The 25,488-nt window shown below is 40.0% G+C and carries 21 protein-coding genes, 2 tRNA genes and 1 pseudogene; 19 read left to right on the top strand and 5 right to left on the bottom strand.

Features of this window, described 5'->3' with window-relative positions; genetic code table 11:
* Positions 1-78 precede the first annotated feature (78 nt).
* The 3 genes and pseudogenes from HED61_RS16955 to HED61_RS00235 all read left to right on the top strand — a co-directional run bounded on the left by HED61_RS16955 (position 79) and on the right by HED61_RS00235 (position 4,049).
* Positions 79-1,688, top strand: a pseudogene (locus HED61_RS16955) (ABC transporter ATP-binding protein).
* Positions 1,689-2,036: 348 nt separating this feature from the next.
* Positions 2,037-3,608, top strand: coding sequence for an ATP-binding cassette domain-containing protein (locus HED61_RS00240; RefSeq protein ID WP_103300547.1), 1,572 nt, complete (start codon positions 2,037-2,039; stop codon positions 3,606-3,608).
* Positions 3,609-3,611: 3 nt separating this feature from the next.
* On the top strand, positions 3,612-4,049 hold the full coding sequence (locus tag HED61_RS00235) for a helix-turn-helix domain-containing protein (protein ID WP_103300548.1): 438 nt from the start codon (positions 3,612-3,614) through the stop codon (positions 4,047-4,049).
* A 168-nt stretch (positions 4,050-4,217) separates the two neighbouring features.
* On the opposite strand, the gene HED61_RS00230 is transcribed toward HED61_RS00235, so the two are convergent.
* Positions 4,218-4,290, bottom strand: a tRNA-Thr gene (locus HED61_RS00230).
* 174 nt (positions 4,291-4,464) lie between these two features.
* Here HED61_RS00230 and HED61_RS00225 point away from each other — a divergent pair.
* Both HED61_RS00225 and HED61_RS00220 read left to right on the top strand, forming a co-directional pair.
* A tRNA-Asn gene (locus HED61_RS00225) sits at positions 4,465-4,538 on the top strand.
* Between the two features lie 323 nt (positions 4,539-4,861).
* On the top strand, positions 4,862-5,422 hold the full coding sequence (locus tag HED61_RS00220) for a YdeI/OmpD-associated family protein (protein ID WP_003127314.1): 561 nt from the start codon (positions 4,862-4,864) through the stop codon (positions 5,420-5,422).
* 277 nt (positions 5,423-5,699) lie between these two features.
* Here HED61_RS00220 and HED61_RS00215 read toward each other — a convergent pair whose 3' ends face one another.
* Both HED61_RS00215 and HED61_RS00210 read right to left on the bottom strand, forming a co-directional pair.
* Positions 5,700-7,070 (bottom strand): PH domain-containing protein, encoded by a 1,371-nt coding sequence (locus tag HED61_RS00215; protein WP_219645628.1) that lies wholly within the window; start codon positions 7,068-7,070, stop codon positions 5,700-5,702.
* Positions 7,067-7,456 carry a GntR family transcriptional regulator gene (locus HED61_RS00210; RefSeq protein ID WP_003127317.1) on the bottom strand — a complete coding sequence of 130 codons (390 nt, stop codon included), beginning with the start codon at positions 7,454-7,456 and terminating at the stop codon, positions 7,067-7,069. Before HED61_RS00210 ends, HED61_RS00215 begins: the two co-directional genes overlap by 4 nt.
* Positions 7,457-7,661: 205 nt before the next feature.
* Here HED61_RS00210 and HED61_RS00205 point away from each other — a divergent pair, with 205 nt between their 5' ends.
* The 6 genes from HED61_RS00205 (at position 7,662) to HED61_RS00180 (ending at position 14,483) form a co-directional block, all read left to right on the top strand.
* On the top strand, positions 7,662-8,678 hold the full coding sequence (locus tag HED61_RS00205) for an acyltransferase family protein (protein ID WP_005471584.1): 1,017 nt from the start codon (positions 7,662-7,664) through the stop codon (positions 8,676-8,678).
* 117 nt (positions 8,679-8,795) lie between these two features.
* Positions 8,796-10,124, top strand: a complete 1,329-nt coding sequence (locus tag HED61_RS00200; RefSeq protein WP_005471586.1) for a C1 family peptidase — start codon at positions 8,796-8,798, stop codon at positions 10,122-10,124.
* A 338-nt stretch (positions 10,125-10,462) separates the two neighbouring features.
* Positions 10,463-11,851 (top strand): L-cystine transporter, encoded by a 1,389-nt coding sequence (locus tag HED61_RS00195; protein ID WP_219645629.1) that lies wholly within the window; start codon positions 10,463-10,465, stop codon positions 11,849-11,851.
* 236 nt (positions 11,852-12,087) lie between these two features.
* Positions 12,088-12,864, top strand: coding sequence for a tyrosine-protein phosphatase (locus tag HED61_RS00190; RefSeq protein ID WP_219645630.1), 777 nt, complete (start codon positions 12,088-12,090; stop codon positions 12,862-12,864).
* Positions 12,865-12,878: 14 nt separating this feature from the next.
* Positions 12,879-13,709 (top strand): fructosamine kinase family protein, encoded by an 831-nt coding sequence (locus tag HED61_RS00185; protein ID WP_103300551.1) that lies wholly within the window; start codon positions 12,879-12,881, stop codon positions 13,707-13,709.
* A gap of 15 nt (positions 13,710-13,724) precedes the next feature.
* The gene (locus HED61_RS00180; RefSeq protein ID WP_138371543.1) at positions 13,725-14,483 is read left to right on the top strand and encodes an acyl-ACP thioesterase domain-containing protein; all 759 of its coding nucleotides are present in this window, start codon (positions 13,725-13,727) and stop codon (positions 14,481-14,483) included.
* A 114-nt stretch (positions 14,484-14,597) separates the two neighbouring features.
* Here HED61_RS00180 and HED61_RS00175 read toward each other — a convergent pair whose 3' ends face one another.
* Positions 14,598-15,566, bottom strand: a complete 969-nt coding sequence (locus HED61_RS00175; RefSeq protein WP_005471602.1) for an asparaginase — start codon at positions 15,564-15,566, stop codon at positions 14,598-14,600.
* A gap of 85 nt (positions 15,567-15,651) precedes the next feature.
* Here HED61_RS00175 and HED61_RS00170 point away from each other — a divergent pair, with 85 nt between their 5' ends.
* The 3 genes from HED61_RS00170 (at position 15,652) to HED61_RS00160 (ending at position 17,910) form a co-directional block, all read left to right on the top strand.
* Complete coding sequence (locus HED61_RS00170) at positions 15,652-16,482, top strand: DUF72 domain-containing protein (protein ID WP_003127326.1); 831 nt, start codon at positions 15,652-15,654, stop codon at positions 16,480-16,482.
* 8 nt (positions 16,483-16,490) lie between these two features.
* Positions 16,491-17,330: a Cof-type HAD-IIB family hydrolase gene (locus HED61_RS00165; protein WP_219645631.1), complete on the top strand. Its 840-nt coding sequence runs from the start codon at positions 16,491-16,493 to the stop codon at positions 17,328-17,330.
* 67 nt (positions 17,331-17,397) lie between these two features.
* A complete protein-coding gene (locus HED61_RS00160; protein WP_103300553.1) occupies positions 17,398-17,910 on the top strand; it encodes a pyrophosphohydrolase domain-containing protein in 513 nt (170 codons plus the stop codon).
* A gap of 120 nt (positions 17,911-18,030) precedes the next feature.
* Here HED61_RS00160 and HED61_RS00155 read toward each other — a convergent pair whose 3' ends face one another.
* Complete coding sequence (locus tag HED61_RS00155) at positions 18,031-19,380, bottom strand: aspartate kinase (protein ID WP_103300554.1); 1,350 nt, start codon at positions 19,378-19,380, stop codon at positions 18,031-18,033.
* A 368-nt stretch (positions 19,381-19,748) separates the two neighbouring features.
* Here HED61_RS00155 and ezrA point away from each other — a divergent pair, with 368 nt between their 5' ends.
* The 5 genes from ezrA (at position 19,749) to tpx (ending at position 25,484) form a co-directional block, all read left to right on the top strand.
* Positions 19,749-21,470 (top strand): septation ring formation regulator EzrA, encoded by a 1,722-nt coding sequence (gene ezrA, locus HED61_RS00150; RefSeq protein WP_138371546.1) that lies wholly within the window; start codon positions 19,749-19,751, stop codon positions 21,468-21,470.
* Positions 21,471-21,620: 150 nt separating this feature from the next.
* Positions 21,621-22,766 (top strand): cysteine desulfurase family protein, encoded by a 1,146-nt coding sequence (locus HED61_RS00145; protein ID WP_081132094.1) that lies wholly within the window; start codon positions 21,621-21,623, stop codon positions 22,764-22,766.
* Between the two features lie 45 nt (positions 22,767-22,811).
* Positions 22,812-24,011: a tRNA uracil 4-sulfurtransferase ThiI gene (gene thiI / locus HED61_RS00140; protein ID WP_003127333.1), complete on the top strand. Its 1,200-nt coding sequence runs from the start codon at positions 22,812-22,814 to the stop codon at positions 24,009-24,011.
* A 258-nt stretch (positions 24,012-24,269) separates the two neighbouring features.
* Positions 24,270-24,917, top strand: coding sequence for a redox-sensing transcriptional repressor Rex (locus tag HED61_RS00135; RefSeq protein ID WP_003127334.1), 648 nt, complete (start codon positions 24,270-24,272; stop codon positions 24,915-24,917).
* 72 nt (positions 24,918-24,989) lie between these two features.
* Entirely contained in the window at positions 24,990-25,484 is a 495-nt protein-coding gene (gene tpx / locus HED61_RS00130) for a thiol peroxidase (protein ID WP_003127335.1), read from the top strand.
* The last annotated feature ends 4 nt before the right edge of the window (positions 25,485-25,488 follow it).

The raw sequence follows: 25,488 nt of genomic DNA, 5'->3' as shown, positions 1-25,488 counted from the left end.
AGTAAAATTTTAGTTGCATACATACTATGTGAAAAACGAAGGAAACAGATTATTTTAGTATCAGAATGGTGGAGAAAAATGACTACAAAAATTTGGAAGCGCTTCAAAAGAGAGTTCTCAGTTTATGTCGGTATTGGTGTAGCAGTTTCTTTAGTAAGTGCTATTAATGTGTTTTATTTTCAAAAGTTGCTAGATGCGTTTGGTCAAAGCATGCCTATTCTAAATCTAGTGATTTATGGATTGACAATTATCTTCGTTCCAATATTTTCTTATCTAGAAAAAAAGCCTAAAATGAAACTCCAAAGTGGTATTTTCTTTTATTTAAAAGAAATGGCATTAGACAAGATTAGTAGAATTTCCTATTCGGAATATCTAAAGATTGGTTCGGGCTCGCTTTTGCAAAAAGTTGAGGCTGGGTCAAGCGCTGGTAGAAACATTCATTTAAACTTTTACGGAAGACTTTTTAGAGAGTTAATACCAGAAACTTTTTTTAATTTGTTTTTTATAGCGATAATCGATTTAAAATTAGTTCCAGCCATTTTAATCGGCTACATTTTTATCTTTATTGTAACCAAGTATTTGTTGAAAATATTACAAGCTATAAAAGAAAACTCACTAATCTCTGAAGAAATAATGAATAATACTTTAATACGTGGCATCACAGAAATGGTTACTTTTCGAATAAATAAACGCTATAAAAAAGAAATAGCTAACTATCACGAAATGTCAATTTCTACAACAAACAATTTAATAAAAATGACAATGATACATGAATTTTTCTTTGGCTTTTTGCTTTTCTAGTTGCGGTCATTAAATTAGTCATCGTTATATTAACATTTGCAAACGTTATATCTATTAGTTTAGGTGGATTAGTCGCGTTGGTTACTTATGTCGATAGAGTTTATACACCAATTGCTATCTTCAATGTAGTTTTTGTCCAATATCATTTGGATAAAGTTACATATCAACGATTACAAGATTTTTATGATACTTCAAATGATGAAGGCCTCTTCATCGAAGGAGCACCTATACAATCCATAGCAACTATCAGTCTGACCAATTTAAATTTAACCATTCAAAACAAACGAATATTGAAAGATTTCAATTTAGACTTAGAGAAAGATAAAATTTATGGACTTGTTGGAGAAAGTGGAGCTGGGAAATCTTCTTTGATGAAAGTTATATTGGGATTATTCAAACCCACTAGTGGAGATATTTTTGTGAATCATAAGAATTTATCTTCGTATAATTTAAATGAATACTACGATCATATTTTCTATCTCTCACAAGATGCTCCTATTTTTCAGGGAACATTAAAAGAAAATATTGTTTTTGACAAAAATATACCAGATATTCAAGTAATAGAGGCACTAGAGAAATGTCAATTAGGACATTTTTATCATTCACTTGAAGAAGGATTAGATACACGAATTGGTGAAAAAGGTTCTAATATTTCTGGTGGAGAGAAGCAGCGTATTGCGTTTGCGAGAATGTTCTTTTCTACTGCAGAGATAATAGTGATAGATGAGGCCACTTCGGCATTGGATGAATCAACCGAAGAAAAGTTGCTCAAAGAAGTAATGAAAATATTTAAGAATAGGATCGTCCTTATGATTACCCATCGTCCGAAAAATCTGGAAATTGTTGATGAAGTAATCGTACTTAGTAATGGTTATAAAATCAGATAAGTGATTTCACCGTATACGGAGTAAATAGACTAACTACGACTAACTGGAGAGCAGCAAGGTCTGAATACGAAATAAGCTGGGAATGTTTATGCTAGTTTATTTTTTCTGCAATAACTCTCCATTTTCCTGTTTTCCGTAACTATTTAATTTCCCACTTTCAACTAATTTCCCACACGTACTATTTAAATAGTTTGTAGTTGCTTTATTCAAGGCAGGTGTTCGTATATTTTCTAATTGAAGTGTCGTTTTGTTTTTTTCGTATTTTTTCCTAATTCAAGGAAAATAATTGACATTTATAAATGATAAAGAGTACAATTATGAAAAATAAAACAAAAAAGAGGAAAAAATATGAAAAATGTTCTAAAAGAAAATAAGCAATTTGTATTAATAACCAGTATATTAGTTGTTATTGGCTCTTTAACATCAATGATTACTCCTCTATTCATACAATATTTTAATGAAAATAAGATCAAACTAACCTATGAGATAATGCTCTTTATATTTATAGTTATGTTGTTTTCTTTCTTATTGCAGACTTTCATGCTCGTGTACAGAGAAAATTTTGCAGCAAAGTTTAATTCGAATTATTTGTTCAAACTGATAAGTAAGCTGACTAAAATTTCTTATGATGGTTTTATTGAAAAAGAACCCACGTATTTAATTAATCGTATATTTACTTCAGTGGATTCTTTATATTTATTTTTGATTAATAGTGTATCGACTATAGTAAAGTCATGTTTTGTAATTTTGTTATCTCTAGGAATTGTTGGATTTATATCATGGAAAATTTTTTTGCTCTTATTGATATTACTTCCTTTAAATTTAGTTGGCTTTAAGCATATTAACAAGCAATTATCTATTAGAATGGAAAAAATGCAAAAAGATGCTGCAAGTGCAAATAAAGATTTAATTGTGACATTATCAAATGTGGATAATATAAAATCCCAAGCTAATGTATCTGCATTAGAACATCTGCTTAAACCAAAGATGATTGCAATGTATGATTCATTAGCAAATAATAATAAATATGCACAAGTTACTAGTAATGCTATTGTCTTTATTAATCAATTGGTTCAAAATATGACTTATATTTGGGCGAGTATATTAATTGTTCAAAATGAATTTCCTGTGGGAAATTTAATTATTCTAAGTATTGTTATTCCAATGTATTATTCCGCTTTAAGTGATTTATCTAAGGCAAATGTAGATTATAAATCTTTAACTATTTCTAATGAGTTCATTAAGAATAATCTTGACTTATTACGTGAAGAAAATGGGGAAATAGAAATACAAAATATAAACAATATTGAGTTTAATTTCCCATCATTTTTAATAAATAAACAAATTTTTAATTATAATTTAAAAGAAGTAGTGAATAAAGGGGATATAGTTTATATAGAAGGAGATTCTGGTAGTGGAAAAACTTCTCTATTGAGACTGATGTTGAAATTTAGAAAATCTAAAGGAATAAAGATCAATGGATTAGAGATTAACAGCTTGGAAAATTCAAGTTTAAGGAATAAAATTGCTTATATTTCACAAGATCCAACGATTTTGTCTACGTCATTAGAAAATAATATAGGAATGGGAAGAAAACTAACCAGAGATGAAAAATATTTGATTGAAACATCTGGTATTTTAAGTCCGATATTTAAAGAAAAGCATTGGGATAGTGTATTATTAGAAAATGGTGCGAATTTATCTGGAGGAGAAAAACAAAGAATTGCAGTATGTAGATTAATTATATCTGATGCAGAATTATATATTTTAGATGAAAGCATTAGTAATATAGATAAAGAATCTGCAAATGCGATATTGAATTTCATTACAATCAAATCACAAGAGAAAATTATTTTATATACAACCCATGATAAATCATTCAAGAAATACGCGAATAAAATCATTAATGTAAGGAGATAAATTATGAATCACGATTTGCTAAGTGTATCTGAAGTTGCGGATGCATTGGGAGTAACTACAAGAACTATTAGAAACTACTTGTCTGATGGTAAATTAAAAGGGCAAAAGATTGGTGGACAATGGAAATTTTTGAAATCCGAAGTGTATCGTTTTATAGGTCAGTCAGTTGAGAACCCTGTTACTAATTTTTTTGAAAACGAGAATAATTTTAAAACGGGTTCAATACTCGTCATTAATATTCCAATCTCTAGTATGAGGTTAGTTGAAAATTTAAAAAATGATTTGTTGAATCAATATAACAATGTATATGATGGAGAAAACCGACAGTTCTTTTATCAGGCAATTTCTAAAGAACAAGCCAGAGTAATAATACAAGGGCCTATAGAATACGTAGCTAGTTTTGGTGACTGGATAAATAATAGGCTAAGAAGTTATTCTTGAGAATCATTGATATTTATAATTGTTCAAATGAACATAATGAACAGTGTGAAATAGTGATGCAATGCATGGACCGTTTATCATTTTCGTTGTTGAAATAAGGAGTAACTGAAAATAATCGGTGCTAACTGCAAACAAAAAAACAACGTCCCAAGAACGTTGTTTTGAGAAAGCCACTTGACGGGCTTGAACCGTCGACCTCATCCTTACCATGGATGCGCTCTACCAACTGAGCTAAAGCGGCTTGTTATTTAACACAAGATATAGAATACCTGAAAGCCTGCTGTTTGTCAATTCCATTTTTTCAAGAGTACTGGGATTTTTTGTCAAAAAAGGTGAACAACAAGACAAAGAAGCAAAAATTTCTTTTTTCACTTGCCAACTTATCTGAATATTTGCTATATTACAGGTAGATTCTTCCGGCATAGCTCAGTTGGTAGTAGCGCATGACTGTTAATCATGATGTCGTAGGTTCGAGTCCTACTGCCGGAGTCATAAATAAAACGTCCCCATTGATGAAAAGATGATGGATGGGTAAAGCAAAACCCCCTGAATTTCAGGGGGTTTTGCTTTATAGATAGATTCAACAGTTTATCTCCTTGCGGCTACTTGTTTTTTGGATAAGCAAAGCAGTCGACATAGGGAAGTCACTTTATTTCAGAGACTCGATAGTTGTCTGCTGCTTTACGATGCTTATATGTTGACCTACCCCACAGTGATTTATTGGAAAATGACTCATTCGACTATTGCGCAAGCCAAGACCCAGTTTCCTTAAAAAGGTGTCCAAAGTGGATAAAGAAGATGAGAGGGATTCTATGGACAACAGCATTACATTTACAAATAGAAATGAATTTCGTGACTGGCTTCAAGAGTATGGTGTATCAAGTGAAGGGGTTTGGCTTTTGATCGGAAAAGCTGGCGGTCCTAAGACGATAAAGGCTCACGAGGCACTTGAAGAAGCGCTTTGTTTTGGCTGGATCGATGGCGTCATGCAAAAGATTGATGATAAAACATACAAGAAATACTTTGCGAGGCGCAGAAAGAACAGCAAGTGGTCAGAAAAAAACAAAGCACTAGCTGAAACATTGGAAAGCCAAGGACTAATGACTGATTATGGTCGAAGAAAAATAGAAGAGGCCAAGAAAAACGGTCAATGGGATGCGGTTCAGTCTCCAAAGATTTCGGAGGAACAAATCTATACCGTAGCAAGCTTATTAAAGAAACATGAGGCAGCTTATACAAATTTCCAAGCAATGTCTCTCTCTGTCAAAAAGACCTACACGCGGGCATACTATGATGCAAAAACCGACACTGGACGCGAAAAGCGTTTGTCTTGGATGATCGAACGGCTAGCGAAGAATCTGAAACCAATGTAGCGATTTTTGGGACTGTGCCATAAGTCTCCTACAAGTAAAACTATCCGAACATTAATGATTATTGCTCCTGCGGTGCAGGGACTCCTCGTCGCAAAAGTCAGAGGAATCTATCCTAGCAACAGACTATTATTCGGTTTAACTTGTTGGATGATGACTTATGGCACAGTCCTGATAGCTAAGAAGCATGAAAAATCAAGCGAAGCGACTCGGGCAATTTTTACTAATTGCAGGGGTCGCTTCGCTTGTTTGTCTTGCTTGCTAAATATCTTCTTATTGCCTACTGAAGCTTTTGCTCCAGAGTCTCATACAGTTTGACGGTCTCAGAGGCATCTTTGTTCGTGTAGTAGATCGTGATATCGGCTGTCGAGAGCCGGAGAATGGGTTGCGATCGTTTGTCCATGAATAGTTTCGCAGATTGACCAGCAACGTTAAAGTTGCCTGTCAGGTAATGATCTGTCGCCATCCCCATTGTGCGAACCGTTGGCTCTGGAAGTGTATCAACAAGCGTGACTGTTCTGATTTCATCCAACGGAATCGTTTGTCGGCTAGCTAATGGGGCATCAAACTGTACGGATTGATCTGTCATCTCTCCACTTATTGCATCAGGATTAAAATCTAATTGATACAAAGGAACGATAGTGACAACCATGATCGCGATCATCAGAATGCCGGTGCCGATTGCGAAACCTTTTCCGGTCTTTTTGCCTAAATTGATACCGATATTCAACCCCACGCGGTCAGGGACAAATAATCGAGGATCTGTTGGATTAATGTACACGCCATAACGCCAATAACGGTCTTCATCATAATACCGTTGTTCCGTAGAAGCCAACAATTGATCTTGTTTTTTTCGTAATCGCAGCAATAGCCCAAAAGGAACGACCATCAAGAAGACCAGTAACAAGACGAAAAGAACAGCGGATAACTCTCCAACTACCCCCGTCAACTGGGTCGAGAGCAGTGGAACAAAAAACAATAGCAGTGTGCCCGTGCTCATTAAGACGACCAGAAGGGACCAATAGAATTTCGTTAAATCATTGAACTGTTGATTGATTTGAAAATCCTTCGTCAATGGACGTACCGGTAAGCGGCGAATCACTTGCCATAAATAGAGGAAAAGCAAAAAGATCAAGCAGTTGATGAGGCTGAAAAGCCAACCGGGTCCGTTCTCCACGGTAGGGAAATAAATTACACCAGCAATGACTAATAACAATGATGGAAGAAAACTGACTAATGGCAACAGTTTTCTATTTTTTTGCTGGATCAATTTGGTGTCTACTAAAACAGGATCGATAGGGAGTCCCCAGTTCTTATGCTCAATTAGTTCGTCCATTTTTCCAATATAATGAATTTGTAAGACGTAGCTTGCCCCCAGAAGCAAAAACAAGAGCAGCCAGAAAAAGGTCATGAGGATAGAGTCATATAAATTGAACAAAAAAATCAGACTTGCTACACTTAAGATACCGACAAACTGCATAATACGGCGGCGGTATTCAGAAACTAACGCCAAAACGTCCGGATGCTGCAAGTGATCAGGAGATAATGTATTTTCCAATAATACGTTTTTGTGGGGCTTACTGAGCAGATTCATTGTAAAAGCGATAGAAAAAATGACGATCAGATTTATGCCAAAGAAAATGTAATTCATTTCAATTCGGTCCTTTCAGAAAACTGTTCTAAACATTGCTGAATATCGGCAATGATCGCTGCTTCGCTTTTTCCGTGAATCAATGCAGAGGCTACTTGCAGCTGCAGCTGTTGTTGATAATATTCCTCTTCGGAGAAGGTAAAGCTGCGAGGCGCTGCGACAGCAGTTCCTTTGCGCCGATCGGTAATCAGCAGCCCGTCTTCTTTCAGTGAATTATAGGCTTTAGAAATAGTCATCGTGTTGATGCCAATCTCTTCTGCAAGTTGACGGACAGAGGGAAGTAGTTCGCCGACAGCTAATTCGCCTGTTGCGATCCCAAGAATGATTTGATCGCGTAATTGTTGATAGATGGGTGTATTGCTTTGAGGTTTGATTTCGAATTGCACTGGCGCTCTCTCCTTTGTATTATCTATATTAATACAAATAGATGGAACATGCAATCAATAATCATCCTCTCTCTAAGGAACTCACTTCGCAGCATTAGGAGTAATAAACTGAAATTTTTCGTTGCTGTTTTGCAATCACTTTGTTATCGCAGTGACTGAATTTTACGGTATGCTTTTAGTTAGAAAAAATAAAGGAGGAGACATTATGAGCCATTCCCCGAGGACGGCTTACTTCGATAATGCAAAATTTTTATTAATGATTTTAGTGGTTTTCAGCCACTTATTGCAACCATTCATTGGTGATCACAAGTTTTATCATGATCTGTACTATTTTATTTTTACCTTTCATATGCCAGCCTTTGTTTTTTTAGCAGGTTATTTTGCCAAACCGCTCACAAAAGGTTCAAAAGTTCGAGATCTGGTCAAAAAGTTTCTACTTCCTTATGTGTTTTTTCAACTTTTTTATACAGTTTATTACTGGGTGATTGGACTTGACGCGTCGTTGAATATTCAGCTGCTCAACCCTCAATGGGCATTGTGGTTCTTACTCAGCATGTTCTTTTGGCAGCTTTCCCTCGTCTTTTTTCAGAAAATGACTGCCAGAAAAGCCATCTTGCTTAGTGTGCTGCTGAGCATTTTTGCTGGTTACCTCCCTTTTATTAATCAAGTTCTGACACTGCAGCGGACATTTGTCTTTCTACCATTTTTTATCATCGGTTTTTATTTTCCTAAAAATGAGATGCAGTTTTTACAAGGAACACGAATAAAAAAAATCAGTCTGGTTTTCTTGCCGATTATCTACTTGTTTATTGCGCTTTTCCATGGGATGAATAAGTACATGGTCTTTGGCTCGAAACCTTATGAAGACTATCTGAGCTATCCATTGTTCGGAGGACCATTACGAGGGGTGTTCTTTGTGATTGGATTGCTGGGGATCATTGGTTTTCTGCGACTCGTCCCACGGCAACAGCTGTTTTTTACCAAATGGGGCAAGAACACACTGTTAGTCTATTTGCTGCAAGGGATCTTTATTAAAGGATTGAGAGCACTGGCAATCACTGAACTAAACTTGTCACTGCTCGGATTTATGGCGTTGATCGTCGTCAGTGTTTTACTGACGATCTTATTAGCCAGCAGACCTGTTCGGCAGTTCTACGCCCGTTTTGAAGAAGGGATTTCTTTTGTCCTATTGGGCTTGGGTATCTTCATGATTGCGAACTGAATCTAAATGGGAACACCGCCTTCGCAAGTTTGGATCTGCCAGACTTTTGCTCAGGCGGTTGTTATTTGATTTGGACAAGAGTAAAATGAAGAGAATAAAGCGAAAGGATGGAGAAATATGTCAGAAATTTCCAAAAATACTACTGAAAAATTTGCTGAAGCGTATCAGCAAAATAACAAGCAAAATGCACTGCAAAGAGGCGTGGTCAAAAACGGGATCACTGCTTCAGCAGAAACGATTCAAGGCCATGTCAACAATGTACCAGTCTTTTCAGTTGATGTGACGACTGGCAAAGTGTCAAACCAAAAACAATCAGGTCGCTGCTGGATGTTTGCAGCATTGAACACATTCCGTCACAAAATGTTGAATGCCTTTAATTTGAAGGACTTTGAATTGTCACAGAACCATACTTTTTTCTGGGATAAATATGAAAAAGCCAACTATTTTTATGAAAATGTCTTGGCAACAGCACAAGAGCCTTTATCTAGCCGCAAGGTTGCTTTCTTGCTGCAAACACCCCAACAAGATGGCGGACAATGGGATATGATCGTGTCGATCTTTCAAAAATATGGTGTCGTGCCAAAAGCAGTGATGCCAGAAAGCAGTAATTCATCGAATTCCCGTGACTTGAACAACTACTTGAACAAAAAATTGCGCAAAGATGCTGGGACATTGCGCCAATTAGTGGCGGATGGACAATCCGAAGCAGCTATTCAAGAAGCAAAAGAAGGGATGCTACAAGAAATCTACAATTTCTTAGCGACTTCTTTAGGGACTCCACCAGAAACGTTTGACTTTGAATACCGTGATGAAGAGAAAAATTATCATATTGATCGCGGACTGACGCCGCAAACATTTTATGACAAATATGTAGGGGTAGATCTGGATGATTATGTAAGTATCATCAACGCCCCTACTGCTGACAAACCTTATAACAAGTCCTATACAGTGGAAATGTTGGGGAACGTTGTTGGAGGTAAAGAAGTGAAATATTTGAATGTGGATATGGAAACATTCAAAAAATTGGCGATTGCCCAATTAGAACAAGGAGAATCTGTCTGGTTTGGCTGTGATGTTGGGCAATCTTCTACCCGTGATTCTGGAATCATGGCATTGGATGCGTATGATATGAACGACTTATTCGATATCGATTTCACGATGACGAAAGCTCAACGTTTAGATTATGGTGAAAGTCTGATGACCCATGCGATGGTCTTGACTGGTGTGGACATCGTTGATGGCAAATCAACAAAATGGAAAGTCGAAAACAGCTGGGGAGAAAAAGTCGGTACCAATGGATTTTTTGTAATGAGTGATGAATGGATGGATGAGTACACCTATCAAATCGTTGTTCGCAAGGAATTTTTGACGGCAGAACAACTCGCTGCTTTTGAAGCAGAGCCGCAAGTCTTAGCTCCTTGGGACCCTATGGGAGCTTTAGCATAATGAAGAAATGAAAAGCTGTGGGCGTATGTTAAGAGACGATTGAACAAATTTTACGAGGACTGAGATAGAAACGGTTCATTTTCTATCAGGTAGACCAATTTGTTTGATGGACCGTTTATTAGCTGCGCTGTCACAGCTTTTTTTGTCCATTTTTATGATCTTTAGCAGAAAAATGTGAAACTTATTAATTGTAAGATCGCCATTCTTTCTATAAAATAGAACAGTCACTAATGATGCCACACGTCTCATTAGAGTGAACTGTTGAAGAATGGTCACTGGGAACCTTTACTTCCACTGACAGACTTTGTCATTTTACTTAATGTTAAAGGAGGAGACTAATGACAAATCTGTTTATAGTTATTGTTGTACTTATTTTTGCTGCCCTTATTTATGGGTTCTACCTGATGCAAAAGCGTCATCTGAAATTCTCTACACGAGTGTTTACAGCGTTGTTTGTCGGGATACTTTTTGGTGGTATCTTACAGGCGATCTTTGGAACTGGCTCGGAAGTGATCACCCAATCACTAGAGTGGATCACAATGGTGGGGAACGGCTATGTAGCACTGCTGCAAATGTTGATCATGCCATTGGTTTTTGTTTCGATCGTCGGGGCATTTACCAAGATGAAAGAAAGCGAAAAAATCAAAAAAATCAGCTTTACTGTGTTGGCTACTTTGTTGGGCACGACAGCAATCGCTGCACTGATCGGAATCGTGATGGTTATGTTGTTTGGTTTAGACGGTGCGAGTTTTACTGAAGGCGCAGCGGAGACCGCACGGATCGCTGAGTTGGCAGAACGTTCTACCCAAGTCCAAGACTTGTCAATTCCTCAACAGATCGTATCCTTTATTCCGAATAATGTTTTTGCCGATCTAGCTGGGACACGTTCAACGAGTACGATTGGAGTGGTGATTTTTTCTGCTTTTGTAGGGATTGCCTACTTAGGGGTGAAGAAAAAAGCCCCGAAAGAGGCGCAAACGTTTGCTGATCTAATGGATAGCTTGTACAAGATCGTGATGCGAATCGTCAAACTTGTGTTACGGTTGACTCCTTATGGTGTATTAGCGTTGATGACAAATGTTCTAGCATCAAGTGATTTCGAAGCGATCCTAAATCTTGGGAAATTTATTTTAGCTTCTTATGCAGCATTGATCATTGTCTTGCTCGTTCATTCCTTGTTGTTAGCGAGTGTAAAAGTCAATCCAATTACTTATTTCAAGAAAGCTTTTCCAGTGTTAAGTTTTGCATTTACTTCACGCTCAAGTGCCGGTGCGTTGCCATTGAATATCGAAACGCAAACAAAAGCGCTAGGTGTCGACGAAGCAACCGCCAATTTTGCTGGTAGCTTTGGCTTGTCAATTGGACAAAATGGCTGTGCTGGTGTGTATCCGGCGATGTTAGCCACGATCGTAGCGCCTACGGTAGGAATCAATGTCTTTGATTGGCAGTTTATCCTGCTTTTGGTGGCGGTCGTAACCATCAGTTCTTTTGGTGTTGCTGGTGTCGGTGGTGGGGCAACCTTTGCTTCATTGATCGTTTTAGGATCAATGAACTTGCCGATCGCAATCGTTGGTCTAGTCATTTCTGTTGAACCACTGATCGATATGGCTCGAACACTGGTTAATGTCAGTGACAGCATGGTTGCCGGTGTGGTGACTAGCAGTCGTATCCATGAACTAGATCGTGCAACACTTGAAAGTCAAACAGCTGTGATTGATGCCGATTGATTCAAGTAGAAGCCGCTACTAAATCAAGTGATAACAAAAGAGTGTTTATTAAGAAAGACTGCGTGTGGTCTTTCTTTTTTTGTGACCAAAAATCAGAGTTACTATTGTTATTATGTGTCATTATGGCCTACTCTGACCGCTATCTTTAGTAGATGAGAGAATAATAAAGAAATATTCACCGCTTTTTTTATGGGTTTCTGCTATACTTTTTGTATACAGGCGCAGGAGGGATCAAGATGACACAACTGATTCATTTAGAAAATGCAGCAAATGTCAGAGAATTAGGCGGTTATAAAACGACATCAGGGAAGACCATTAAGCGGAAAAAACTGATTCGTAGTGCCGCGATCAATGAGCTGTCTGAGACAGATCAAGCAACATTGAGCAACTATGGCATCAATCAAATCATTGATTTTCGTTCCTATGAAGAAGCCAAAGCACAGCCAGATCAGCCAATCCGTTATGCCCAGCAGTTCTTTTTGCCGATTTTTAGCGAAGATGAAACGATGGTTTCCTTATCACCAGAGACATTGAAGCAAAAACTGGCAGATGGGGATGATGCAGAAGATCAGATGAAGAAGGTATATCGCCACTTTGTCGAAAGTCCGCATGCTCGAAAGCAATACCGTCATTTTTTTGACTTGGTATTAGAAAATGCGGAAGCAGGAGCAACCCTATTTCATTGTACAGCAGGGAAAGATCGAACAGGCTTCGGGGCATTTCTGCTCTTATCTTTATTAGAGGTGGATCAATCAACTATCAAACAAGACTATCTGGCAACGAATCGCTATCTGGGGCCTTTTTTAAAAGAAAAATTTGCCCCTATGGCGCAGCAAATGCCGCCTGAAGTTCTTGAAGCCATCACCACATTGATGAGTGCAAAAGAAAGTTTTCTTGATGAAAGTTTAGCAGCGATCAAAAAAGAATTTGGCACGGTGGATCAGTATTTAAAAGAAGGACTGGCAATCACAAAAGACGAAAAAGAGTATTTTCACGCCCACTTTACCGAGTAAAGGATGTGTCCAACATGAATCAGGAATTGCTTGCCCAGTTTGGGTTATCCGGAACATTAACGCCGATCAGCGGGGGTGACGTGAATCAGACGTTCCGGTTGCGGTCAGAAGAAAGACAGTATTTCTTGAAGTATCATCCAGGAGTATCCCAGCAGTTTTTTCAAGCAGAAGCAGCAGGATTGGCACAATTACGTCCCTATGTTCGCGTACCCGCCGTTTATCAATATGGAGATAACGAACATGGCGCCTACCTTTTGCTAGAATGGATCGATGTTGGTGAAGGTGATCAAGAGTCGATCGCCACTGCTTTAGCTGAGATCCATCGGCAAACAAGCCCAACGTTTGGATTTGAACAGGACAACTTTATTGGCTTATTGCCGCAGGTGAATCCCGCGGCAGAGGATTGGGTGAGTTTTTATACCACGTGCCGCTTAGACGTTCAGGTGGAATTGGCCAAGTTAGGAAATCATTGGAATCCTCGCCGAGAAGATAAGTACCTAAATCTGAAAGAAACGCTGTATCAAGAGTGGTCAGGTCGACAGGTTCAACCGTCTTTACTGCATGGTGACTTTTGGCGCGGCAATGTGCTGTTTGATCAGAAGGGTGATCCAGTTTTCATTGATCCGGCTGTATCCTTTGGTGATCGCGAACTTGATCTGGCGATGGCGCAATTATTCGGCGGATTTCGTCCGGAATTTTTCCAACGCTATCAGCAAGTCTTCCCGCTGGAAAAAGATTGGCAAGAGCGGGTTCCTGTGTATCAGTTGTACTATTTATTGGTTCATTTGAATCTATTCGGTGAAAGTTACGGCAATAATGTAGATGAGATTTTGAGTAGATATTAGGAGGCATTTGGCAAGATGGTAGCAAAGTATCAAAAAGAACATGAAGTCGCTTATTATGAGTGCGATATCAATCAGACAATGACGTTTCCAGCAATGTTGGGAGTGGCAATCAAAGTATCCGAAGAGCAAAGTGCAGTATTGGAGCGTGGGCCAGAATACATTCGCTCTTTTGGACTGACATGGATCATTACTACTTACCATATCACGGTCAATCGGTTGCCGATGGTCGGGGAACAGATCACGGTCTCAACACAAGCAAAAGAATACAATAAATATTTTTGCTACCGCTATTTCTGGCTGCACGACGCCCAAGGAAATGAATTAGTGAAGATCGAATCGGTTTTTGCATTGATGGATTTGGCAACACGCAAAGTCAGCAGTGTTCCAGATGAGATCGTCGCTCCTTTTGAAAGTGAGAAAATCAAGCGCATCAAGCGCTATCCTAAAATCAATTCCCCAGAAAAAGGACATTTTTTACCTTATCGGGTTCGGTTTTATGATATCGACAGCAATCAGCACGTCAACAATGCAATGTATTTTAATTGGTTGCTGGATGTTTTAGGCTATGAATTTTTGACGACGCATCAGGTGAAGGAAATAACGATTCGTTTTGACCGAGAAGTTGAGTACGGGAACTTGGTAGAAAGTCATTTTGAAACGATTCGGGATGAGAACCATTTGGAAACATTACATGAGATCAGAATCGGAGAGACGACGTACTGCGAAGCCGCAATGAAGTGGCATGAACGAACAAAAAATAATGAAAACAACTAACCGCACTGACAATCGTCTGTTCTTAGCGATTGACCTTCTCTTAAAAAAGGTCAGTTGCTAAGAACAAGCGAAGGTGCGGTTTTTTGTCAGTTTAGTTTCTAAAAAAGTCAACAATCAGTTTTCCATAAAGTCGTGTAATTCAACTAATGGCAGCCGACGATTTTTGGCGATCAGCAATTTGATTCGGGCTTTTTGACTGTTGATGCTATTGCAAAAGATGACTCCCATCTCCTGCAGTTCTTTTCCGCCTCCAGAATAACCATAGACAGGTTCGGCAATACCGTTGAAACAGCGGGAGACTAGTACGACTGGGATTTGTTTCGCCAGTAATTTTTTTAGCGGCGGTAATGTTTGGGGTGGTAGATTGCCAGCTCCGAGGGCTTCAATGACCAATCCATCGATATTGGATTCTGCTAAGGCCTCAAAAAGTTCTCCATGCATGCCGGCATAGGCTTTAACGATCGGAATCAAGCCATCGACCCGATCAACATCCAATTGGCGACTCTCTAATAGTTCCTGCATGAATAATATTCGATTTTTTGTGACCAGCCCAATGGGACCTAGTGTTGGCGTGCGAAAAGTTGCAACATTCGTTGTATGCGTCTTTGTGACATAACGAGCAGAGTGGATTTCGTCATTCATAACGACTAGAACACCCTTTTTTTGAGCATCATCACATTTTGCTACGCGAATGGCACTTTCAAAATTATATAAACCGTCACTACCGACTTCATTACTGGAGCGCATGGCACCTGTAATGACGATAGGCAGCTGATTGCCGATCGTTGTATCTAGAAAAAAGGCAGTTTCTTCTAATGTATCTGTTCCGTGAGTGACAACTACGCCATCGATTCCACTTAAATGAGCCAACTGGATGCGTTCTTTGATTTGCAGCATTTGCTCAGGTGCAATGTGAGGACTAGGTAGATTAAAGATATCTTCAACGATCAGTTCAACATCGTCATCGATATGGATAGGGGCATCCATCAATGGGTTTGTGACGTCTGGACTGACACCACCGGTCAACACATCTTCTTTCATGGCAATGGTGCCACCTGTATGCAAAACGAGGATTTTTTTCATTTTTGTCACCTCAAAGATTATTTTACTCATAACTCCAAAACTATTGTATACTAATCAAATAAGAAAACAAGCAAGGTGAGGAAAAATGATTCGAATTGGTTGTACGACATTTAGTGAACATGGTTCTCTTGTTCAGAGAAAAACATCAAAACTTTTTGAATATGCCAGTGTCTTTCCTGTGGTTGAACTGGATACGTCTTATCATTATTTACCCAAAGAGAAGGATGTGCGGAATTGGTTGACGCAGGTACCGGATAACTTCCGTTTTATTCTTAAAGTGCATCAAAGCGTAACGACACAAGGTGATTTGCCGGAAGGTATGTCTATGGCAGAAGCACTAACAGCTTTCAAGCAGGCGATTCAACCTATGGTGGATGCTGGCCGGCTTTATTGTTTGCTGGCACAATTTCCCAACCGGTTTAAGTGTACGAAAGAAAGTGTGGCGTATTTAGATGAAGTACGTCAGTGGTTTGCAGCGTATCCGGTGGCAATCGAGTTGCGGGATAATAGTTGGTATCAGCCAGAGTTCCGCTCTTCGATGCAAGCCTATATGCGCAAGCAAAAGTTCTCGTTGGTTATTGTTGATGAGCCCAAGAAACTCTCCACTACGGTTCCTTTAGAACCGCTAGTGACTAACCCGGCATTTGCCGTATGTCGTTTTCATGGCAGAAATGATGTTGGTTGGACAGCTACCGGACCTGACGCCAAAAAGAATCGGACGCTCTATCGCTACAATGAGAAAGAATTAAGTGAACTACGTCAAGCAGTCGAAGAAACAGCGGCTCACGCACAAGAAGTTGCTGTTATTTTTAACAATAATGCTGGCGGTGATGCGGCGGACAATGCCCGCGCGTTGATCGAAGCCATGCAAATCGATTACCAACAACTGAATCCTAGCCAATTGGAGCTATTTTGAGGAGTTATATGATTAAAGCAATTTTTTTTGACATCGATGGTACATTGATCGCAGATAACGGGAAAGCGATGGCAAGTACCCGAGCAGCGATCAAAGAAGCCAGAAAACAAGGTGTTTTATGTGGCGTGGCGACAGGCCGCGGACCTGTAGAATTAGAGAAAGTCATCGATTATTTAGATTTGGATATGTTCATCACCTATAATGGGCAGTTTGTCTACACCAAACAAAATTTGATTTATGCCAAACCTTTCTCGAAGAACATCCTTGAAGAAATTGTTGCATATGCAGATGAAAATTATCGGCAGGTAATGTTTGGCGGAGAAACCAAAGTGGCTGGCAGCTTGACGATTCGCTTGAGTCAATCACCAGTGATGCAACGTTATTTGCGATTCGTCCCAAAGAAGTTTCCCGTTGGGGTGCTAAAAAAATTGCTGCAGCGATTCAGTCCAAATCGAAATGCCAAACGGTATCAGTCTCTGGATATTTTGCGGGAACCAATTTATCAGTGCATTATGCTGAGTCCCGAATCAGAGAAAGAAAAGCTAAAGCAAAAACTGCCTTCCTGTGATTTCAAACGCTCCAATGCCTATTCAGTGGATATCGTCCCCAAGAAAGGCTCGAAAATGAAGGGAATCCATGAGTTTTTGGCTTATGAAGGGATCGCGATCGAGGAAGCCATGGCTTTTGGGGATCACGAAAATGATATCGAGATGTTGAAAGGTGTTGGTATTGGGGTGGCTATGGGGAATGCGCAGCAAGCGGCAAAGACAGCGGCCAATTATGTAACAGCATCTAATAATGAAGATGGTATCGCTCAGGCTCTGAGACACTATGGCATCATCGAATAACACCTAACTAGAGGAATAAATGGAATACACGAATTGATTGAGTGAGATCAACAGAGGAGGAAAGAAGATGAGTCCTTTTGAAATGACAGAAGAATTTCATCAAACCTTTGATCCGACACGTCCGGAGCAACCACGGCCATTCACACCAGAAAAGGCCAGTTTCCGTGCAGGGTTCAAAGTAGAAGAATTAGTTGAGTTTTTGTATGCAGCGGCCAACAATGATCCCGAGCAGTTCGCACAGTCAGTGGCGGATCTGCATCAGGGAATCGAGCAAGCAAAAGAAAAGATCACTAGCAAACAAAAACCAGTGACGGATACGTTAGTCGAGCAAGTCGATGCCTTATGCGATCTTTTGTATTTCACCTATGGCTCTTTTTCACTATTGGGTGTCGATCCGGCACCAATTTTGAAAATCGTTCATGAAGCCAATATGGGGAAACTTTTTCCAGATGGCATGCCCCATTACCATCCTGTGACTCATAAAGTCATGAAACCTGCAGATTGGGAAGAACGTTTTGCTCCAGAGCCCCGCATCAAAGCTGAAATTGAACGTCAGATCGCAGCAAAAATGAAGAGTTGACTTGAAACGAGTGAACAACCATAAAAATAAGATGACCTTTGCAAAATCATTCGCAAGGGTCATCTTTTTTTGTTCTAAGTGTATTTGAGGGTCGGCTTTGTTGGGAAAGGCCACTGACTATCAATCAAAAAAGGTATAATACAAAGTTCGAACAGCGGCTTTCTCTTGTTCTTTATGGATACCAAACATAATACTGACCTCGGAAGAACCTTGGTTGATCATTTCCAAGTTGATGTTCTTGCGGGCCAATGCAGCTGTGCTGTCTGCAGTGATCCCCACTCGTTGGCGCATCCCTTCGCCAACGACTACGACCATGGATAAGTCGTGGGTCATTCGTAATTCATCTGGATCGATCTCATAAGCAATCTTGCGCAGCAATTCTTCTTCCAACACCGGATTTAATTGATTGGCTCTCATAATGATCGAGATATCATCGATTCCGGACGGCATATGCTCATAGTTTAAATCAAATTCTTTGAAAATCTCAAGGACGCGTAAAGTAAAACCAACTTCTCGGTTCATCAAGTATTTACGGATGTAGATCATACAGAAGCCTTCATCACTAGCAACACCGACAACTGGTTGTGTCAAGTTGTTCCGTTGGTTGGTAATCATGGTTCCTGGATGTGTGGGATTATTCGTATTTTTGATAACGACGGGAATCTTTGCCCGATAAGAAGGCATCAACGCTTCATCGTGCAGCACCGTGAATCCGGCATACGAAAGTTCCCGCATTTCTCGATAAGTCAGTTCTTTGATGGGTTCTGGGTGATGGACATAACCTGGATGAGCCGAAAAAATACCATCGACGTCTGTAAAGTTCTCATAAAGCGCCGCGTTGACACCAGCAGCTACCAATGCACCAGAAATATCTGATCCGCCTCGAGAGAAAGTACAGATTTCTCCATCCTCCGTATACCCAAAAAATCCTGGGATCACTAAAATTTCTTCTGTTTCTGCCCAGGCATTGATTTTTGTGTAAGATGCTGGCAAGATCCGGGCGTTTTGGGGTTCATCAGTGACTAAGATCCCTAGCTCCTCTGGGTTTAAGTAACGTGCTGCTAGACCGGATGCTTGTAAAATTCCGGCAATCAAACGAGCGTTATTGTCTTCTCCACTAGCTAAGATCTTGTCATGAAAATGTGGGTCATCATTAGGCGACAATGTCAGAAACTGCTGTAAAGCACTTTGGATCTCTGCCAATAATTCAGGCGCCACTTGAAAAGGGGCAGCGATGGCAGCATAACGCGCATAAATTTCTGTTAATAAGGGACGGACATCTTTTGATGCAGCTAGTCCTTCACAAGTGGCTAATAAAAGATCAGTCACTTTGGTATCGTCTGCATGGCGTTTACCGGGAGCAGAAACAACAACAAAACGGCGTTGTGGATCTGCTTGGATAATATCAACTACTTTTTGCACTTGCTCGGCTGAAGCGAGCGAACTACCACCAAATTTTGCTACTTTCATCTTGCATTACTCCTGTTCAAGCTTTTTTCTAGAGTACAGTGTCAAAAGTGAGAAATCAAGGCATTTCTTAAAAAAGGCACCAAAAAACAGGAAAAAGCTTTTTTGATTTCGGCTTTTCCAAGGAAATTTAGAGAGAGCTTGTTAAAAAAAGAATGAAAAATTGGAGGAAGTCGCAAAAAAGTCAATCTTTTTTGCCGCAATTTAATGCTTGATTTTTTTCTTTATGCTATAATCTAGCGTAGATGCTTTTTTTGAAAAGGGACAAGTGGGTCCTTTTATTTGAGATACCTTACATACCCAAAAACGGATCTGTGAAAACGCGGATTTCATACGAAAAGTGTAGATTTGAAAATTGGAGGAACCATAAAATGGGAACTAATATCATCTTTGGAATCGTTATTGCCATTGTCGTCATCGCGGCGATCTTATATGCGATCGGTTACTTTATGCGAAAGAAAAATCAGGAGAAACTGGATGTCTTAGAGAAACGTAAAGAAAACCTGTTTGATCTGCCGGTCATTGAAGAAGTCGATGAAGTGAAAAAAATGCATTTGGTGGGTCAAAGCCAAAACACATTCCGAGAATGGAACCAGCAATGGACAGATATTTCCACCTCCTCATTTGCGGAACTGGAAAGCCAAATCTTTGAAGTCGAAGAGTTGAATGAACGGATTCGCTTTTTCAAAGCTAAAACAGCGATCGAACAAGCGGAAGCAACCATGGATGATATGGAACGTCAAGTCGAAGAGATTCGTGCCGGCTTGAAAGAACTTCGTGAAAGTGAAGAACGCAATTCCCTAGAAGTCCAAAAAGCATTGGATGTTTATGAAGATTTGAAGAAAAACTTGCGGGAGCATGGAGAGGAATTTGGTCCAGCTTATAACGAACTGCAAAAGCAAATCAAAAATATCGAGATTGAATTCACTCAATTTGTTACGCTGAATACTTCCGGTGATCCGGTCGAAGCTCGGGAAGTTTTAGAACAAGCAGAGCAACACACCTATGAAGTCGAAGATTTGATGAAACGAATCCCAACTGCTTATGAAGAGCTGAATCGTACGTTCCCTGATCAATTAAAAGAAATCCAAGATGGATACAAAAAATTATTGGATCAAAAATACGTCTTTCCTGAAGCTAACTTCCAAGAAGATATCAACCGCGTGAAAAAACGGGTTGAAAATTCTATGAATGATTTAGCCAAAACAGAAGTTGCTTCTGTGGAGGTAGCTAATCGGGATACAGCTAGTGACATCGATGCGTTGTATACGGTAATGGAACGTGAAATCAATGCGAAGAAATATGTTCTTAAAAATCGTCAAGTGATTGTTGACTACATCGATCATGCGACGAAAAACAATCGTCAATTATTGATTGAGTTGGATCATACCGCTCAAAGCTATACATTGAATCATAATGAATTAGGTCGGGTCCGTGGCTTCCAAACAGAAGTCGATGAATTGGCTCGCCGCAACAATGAATACTTGCCGCAGTTGGAAAACCATGAGATCCCTTATTCAGAAGTACAAAGTTTTTATAAAGATGCTTACAAAATTTTAGATGATGTCGAAGCGCAACAAGTTGAAATCGATGAAGCGCTAAGTGATCTACGCCGTGGTGAAAAGGTCGCACAAGAGAAAGTAGAGAACTTCGAATTTCGTTTACGTAACCTCAAACGTTTTGTTGAGAAACAGCGTTTGCCAGGCTTACCAGGGGAATACTTAGAATTCTTCTTTGTCGCAACTGACCGAGTGGAAGAATTAGGCAAAGAATTGAATAAAATTCGGATCAACATGCAAGAAATCAATAAATTGGTTTCAGTTTGTGAAGAAGATTTAGACATGCTTGATGAACAAACGAAAGATTTAGTGGATGCAGCTGCATTGACAGAACAAATGATGCAATATGCAAACCGTTACCGTCATTCACATGCCGACATCAAAGCAGCGATTGATAAGAGTTTGTATCTGTTTACGAAAGAGTATCGTTATCAAGATGCATTAGATGAGATCGGGACAGCTTTGGAACGCGTCGAACCAGGTGCTTTCAAGCGGATCGAGAACTTCTATTTCAAGAATCGTGATTTAGTATAAAGCAAAAGCCAGCAGTGAAAAACTGTCTGGCTTTTTTAGTGAATTGGCGGATTCTCTACCGACAAATCGATCCAAGAAGAGGAACTTCTTGAAAGAGCAGGAAAGAGCAGTTATAATGGGAAAGAATTTTTCAAAGAAAGGGTCCTAGCATTGATTTATTTTGATAACAGCGCCACAACCGCAATTTATCCGCAAGCATTAGATACATATGTAAAAGTTAGTCAGCGTATTATCGGCAACCCTTCAAGTCTTCACGATCTTGGCAGTCAAGCCAGCCGTCTTTTGGAACAGTCTCGGGCGCAAATTGCTGAGCTGCTGCAAGTTTCTGCTTCAGAGATTTGGTTTACCAGTGGGGGGACGGAAGGAGACAATTGGGTCTTAAAAGGCACCGCGATCGCCAAAAAAGCTTATGGCAATCACTTGATTATTTCTGGCATCGAACATCCAGCGGTCAGTGAGACCGCAGAACAGTTGAAGGAACTAGGGTTTGACGTGAGTATCGCACCCGTTACTTCTACTGGATTTGTAGATGTCGCTGCTTTGCAGCAACTGATCCGAAAGGAAACGATTCTTGTTTCTGTGATGGCAGTCAACAACGAAATTGGTTCGATCCAGCCAATCAATCAAATCGCTGAAATTCTAGAAGCTCATCCTCGCATCCACTTCCATGTGGATGCTGTTCAAGCAATTGCGAAGGTTGATCAGCAGCAATGGTTGCCACAACGGGTAGACTTTGCCACATTTTCTGCCCACAAGTTTCATGGACCTAGGGGCGTCGGTTTTATTTATTGGAAAAAAGGCCGTAAGCTAGCACCATTAATGACCGGTGGCGGGCAAGAACAAAATCAGCGCAGCGGGACTGAGAATTTACCGGCAATTGTTGCAATGGCTAAAGCGTTGCGACTAGCACTTGAACAAAAAGCTGCCCGGCCTAACCATGTGGGCTTATTGAAAAGTTACCTTTCAGAAGCATTATCTGAGTATGAGAAAGTGACGGTGTTTTCTGGAGCCGAACATTTTGCGCCGCATATTCTTTGTTTCTCATTGGAAGGGATCAGAGGAGAAGTGCTTGTCCATGCCTTTGAAGAAAAACAGATTTATCTCTCAACGACTAGTGCCTGCTCTTCCCGCAAGAAAATGGCTAGCAGCACATTGCATGCGATGCATGTCCCTAGTCGCTTAGCTACTTCAGCAGTTCGGGTCAGCTTGGATGAAAGTAATACGATGGCCGAAGTAGAACAATTTTTGATTGTATTTAATCAGCTTTATCAAAAGTTCTCAAAATTAAGCCAATAAGAGCATGTTGCGAACATACCAACGACAAACAAAGGAGTTTTACTCGTGAATTATACAGAGATCATGGTTCGCTACGGCGAATTATCAACCAAAGGAAAAAACCGCCGCAGTTTCATTATGCAGTTGGCGGAGAATGTGAAGCGAACACTTGCCGACTTTCCTAAAGTCAAAGTTCATGCAGAACGTGATCGGATGCATTTGCTTCTGAATGGGGAAGACAGTCAGGCAATTATATTGAAATTGCAAAAAGTGTTTGGGATTCAAAATTTTTCTCCCAGCATTCGGGTAGAAAAAGACGTCGAAGTGTTAAAAGAGGCCGTACAAACAGTGATGAGTGAAATCTATACAGGGACTGAGACCTTCAAAATCACTGCCAAACGCAGTGACCATCAATTCATCCAAGACAGTAATCAGTTGAATTTGACGTTAGGAAATGCTGTAATTGATCGCTTTCCAGAAATCAAAGTTCAAATGAAAAAGCCAGATATCAATCTACGGGTAGAGATCCGTATGGATGGAGCCTACCTTTCTTACGAGACGATCCAAGGAGCTGGTGGGTTACCGGTTGGAACGAGTGGGAAAGGGATGCTGATGCTTTCAGGCGGGATCGATTCCCCCGTTGCCGGTTATTTTGCGATGAAACGCGGGGTAGAGATCGAAGCGGTCCATTTTGCCAGCCCGCCTTATACTAGCGAACAGGCACTACAAAAAGCCAAAGATCTGACAAAGAAACTAACCCCTTATGTTGGCGGTATTCAGTTTATTGAAGTCCCATTCACTGAAGTTCAAGAAGAAATCAAGAAGCATGTGCCTCAAGGCTATTGGATGACGATCACTCGCCGGATGATGCTGCGACTCACAGATGCGATCCGTGAAGCTCGTCATGGATTGATTATTTTGAACGGAGAATCACTAGGCCAAGTGGCTTCACAAACATTGCAAAGTATGGTGGCGATCAATGAAGTAACGAATACGCCAATCATTCGTCCGGTGGCAACGATGGATAAATTAGAAATCATTGATGTAGCTCAAGAGATCGATACGTTTGAACTGGCGATCCAGCCATTTGAAGACTGCTGCACGATTTTTGCTCCGCCACAGCCTAAGACAAGACCGAAGTTGGAGAAAGTGCATTTATATGAAGAGCGCTTAGATATAGCAGGCATGATGGAGCGGGCATTAGCTGGGTTGAAAATCGAAGAGATCCAAGCTTCCGAAAAAGCAGAATTCGCTGATTTTCTTTGATCTTCACATCAGAAAAAAATTTTGATTTCAGGGGATAAAAACCAGCTGTTGACTGTTGGCAATTAAAGAAAAAAGATGGTTACAAAGGGTGTGCCCAAGTAGCCGTCTTTTTTCGTTTATGCTGGATCTGTGAGAGATTTCTCACAGTCGTTTGACTGGAATCTAGGAAGCATTAAAAGTTTGTGAAAATTGCTTGCTATTCAATGACGAGCATGCTAAACTCGATATGTGAACTATTTAACAAGGAGGACGGAAACCATGGAAGCATTAAGAGAAAAAAAACTTCCTAAAGCAACAGCGAAACGTCTGCCTGCTTATTTAAGGCATTTAAAATTTTTGGATGCATCAGGTGTCCATCGAATCAAATCAAAAGAGTTTGCTGAGATCACACAAGTTCCTTCCGCAACGATTCGTCGGGACTTTTCCCACTTAGGGGAATTAGGACGAAGCGGGTATGGTTATGAAGTTCCTTACTTGATTGAAGTTTTTAGCCATATATTAGAAACGAACGAAGCAAAGAACATTGCATTAGTGGGCTTTGGCAATCTAGGTAAAGCTCTTGCAAACAACAACTTTCGCCGCAATGAGAATCTTTCGATCGTTGCTGTATTTGATAATGATCCGCAATTGATCGGTAAGACCATCGACGGTCACTATGTTTATGGAATGGATCAGCTAGCTGAGATCGTTCAGGAGAAAGGAATCACTGTAGCTATCTCGACAGTACCTAGTCAATATTCTCAGGCGGCAATCGATACGATCGTAGAATCTGGCATTACAGCGATTTTAAATTTTGCCCCTGATCGCGTCAATGTACCTAAAAATGTTCATATCCAATACATCGATCTGACGACAGAATTACAGACGTTGATCTTTTTTGACAATACCTATTCTCAGAAATCGTAGGTTTTGAGCAAAATCTTTTGGCTTTCGCGGGTTCTCTCCTATACTGGAGAAAACTGTAATAGGAGAGATGACATGCAAGTAACACGTAAAGGAACCATTTTTGAAGTACCAGGCATTCAGCCAAAAGTAGGGGATCAAGCCAAAGAATTTGAACTGAAAAGTTTAGATGACAAAGTTTATCGCTTGGCTGATTTCTTAGGTAAACCGACGATCTTAAGCATTGTTCCCGACATTGACACGCGGGTCTGTGCATTGCAGACGAAGCGCTTCAATGAAGAAGCAAGTAAGATTGATGAGGTTAATTTTGTGACAATCTCGAACAATACGAAAGAAGAACAAGCAAATTGGTGTGGACAAGAAGGGATCGATATGCTGATGCTGCATGATCCAGAAAATACGTTTGGAGAAACCTATCAAATTATGATCCCAGAGTTTGGACATTTTGCCCGCGCGATTTTTGTCTTAGATGAAAAAGGGGTGATCCGCTACGAAGAGATCGTGCCTGAAATCTCTCAAGAACCGGACTATCAATCGGCTTTGGCCGCTGCCAGATCAATCGCTGTTTGACTTT

It is taken from the genome of Enterococcus gallinarum, assembly GCF_021496385.1.
Lineage (GTDB): Bacteria > Bacillota > Bacilli > Lactobacillales > Enterococcaceae > Enterococcus_D > Enterococcus_D gallinarum.
Note: the sequence above shows the minus strand (reverse complement) of the source record. Positions and strands in the feature narration are given on the sequence as shown.

What these genes read in the sequence shown, in the direction of transcription:
- HED61_RS00155 (WP_103300554.1), bottom strand. Translation starts at nt 19,380, where the DNA reads ATGAAAGTAGCAAAATTTGGTGGTAGTTCGCTCGCTTCAGCCGAGCAA.
- HED61_RS00240 (WP_103300547.1), top strand. Translation starts at nt 2,037, where the DNA reads ATGAAAAATGTTCTAAAAGAAAATAAGCAATTTGTATTAATAACCAGT.
- HED61_RS00195 (WP_219645629.1), top strand. Translation starts at nt 10,463, where the DNA reads ATGACAAATCTGTTTATAGTTATTGTTGTACTTATTTTTGCTGCCCTT.
- HED61_RS00165 (WP_219645631.1), top strand. Translation starts at nt 16,491, where the DNA reads ATGATTAAAGCAATTTTTTTTGACATCGATGGTACATTGATCGCAGAT.
- HED61_RS00170 (WP_003127326.1), top strand. Translation starts at nt 15,652, where the DNA reads ATGATTCGAATTGGTTGTACGACATTTAGTGAACATGGTTCTCTTGTT.
- HED61_RS00175 (WP_005471602.1), bottom strand. Translation starts at nt 15,566, where the DNA reads ATGAAAAAAATCCTCGTTTTGCATACAGGTGGCACCATTGCCATGAAA.
- tpx (WP_003127335.1), top strand. Translation starts at nt 24,990, where the DNA reads ATGCAAGTAACACGTAAAGGAACCATTTTTGAAGTACCAGGCATTCAG.
- HED61_RS00220 (WP_003127314.1), top strand. Translation starts at nt 4,862, where the DNA reads ATGGACAACAGCATTACATTTACAAATAGAAATGAATTTCGTGACTGG.
- HED61_RS00235 (WP_103300548.1), top strand. Translation starts at nt 3,612, where the DNA reads ATGAATCACGATTTGCTAAGTGTATCTGAAGTTGCGGATGCATTGGGA.
- HED61_RS00135 (WP_003127334.1), top strand. Translation starts at nt 24,270, where the DNA reads ATGGAAGCATTAAGAGAAAAAAAACTTCCTAAAGCAACAGCGAAACGT.
- HED61_RS00215 (WP_219645628.1), bottom strand. Translation starts at nt 7,070, where the DNA reads ATGAATTACATTTTCTTTGGCATAAATCTGATCGTCATTTTTTCTATC.
- HED61_RS00160 (WP_103300553.1), top strand. Translation starts at nt 17,398, where the DNA reads ATGAGTCCTTTTGAAATGACAGAAGAATTTCATCAAACCTTTGATCCG.
- HED61_RS00180 (WP_138371543.1), top strand. Translation starts at nt 13,725, where the DNA reads ATGGTAGCAAAGTATCAAAAAGAACATGAAGTCGCTTATTATGAGTGC.
- ezrA (WP_138371546.1), top strand. Translation starts at nt 19,749, where the DNA reads ATGGGAACTAATATCATCTTTGGAATCGTTATTGCCATTGTCGTCATC.
- HED61_RS00205 (WP_005471584.1), top strand. Translation starts at nt 7,662, where the DNA reads ATGAGCCATTCCCCGAGGACGGCTTACTTCGATAATGCAAAATTTTTA.
- HED61_RS00200 (WP_005471586.1), top strand. Translation starts at nt 8,796, where the DNA reads ATGTCAGAAATTTCCAAAAATACTACTGAAAAATTTGCTGAAGCGTAT.
- HED61_RS00190 (WP_219645630.1), top strand. Translation starts at nt 12,088, where the DNA reads ATGACACAACTGATTCATTTAGAAAATGCAGCAAATGTCAGAGAATTA.
- HED61_RS00185 (WP_103300551.1), top strand. Translation starts at nt 12,879, where the DNA reads ATGAATCAGGAATTGCTTGCCCAGTTTGGGTTATCCGGAACATTAACG.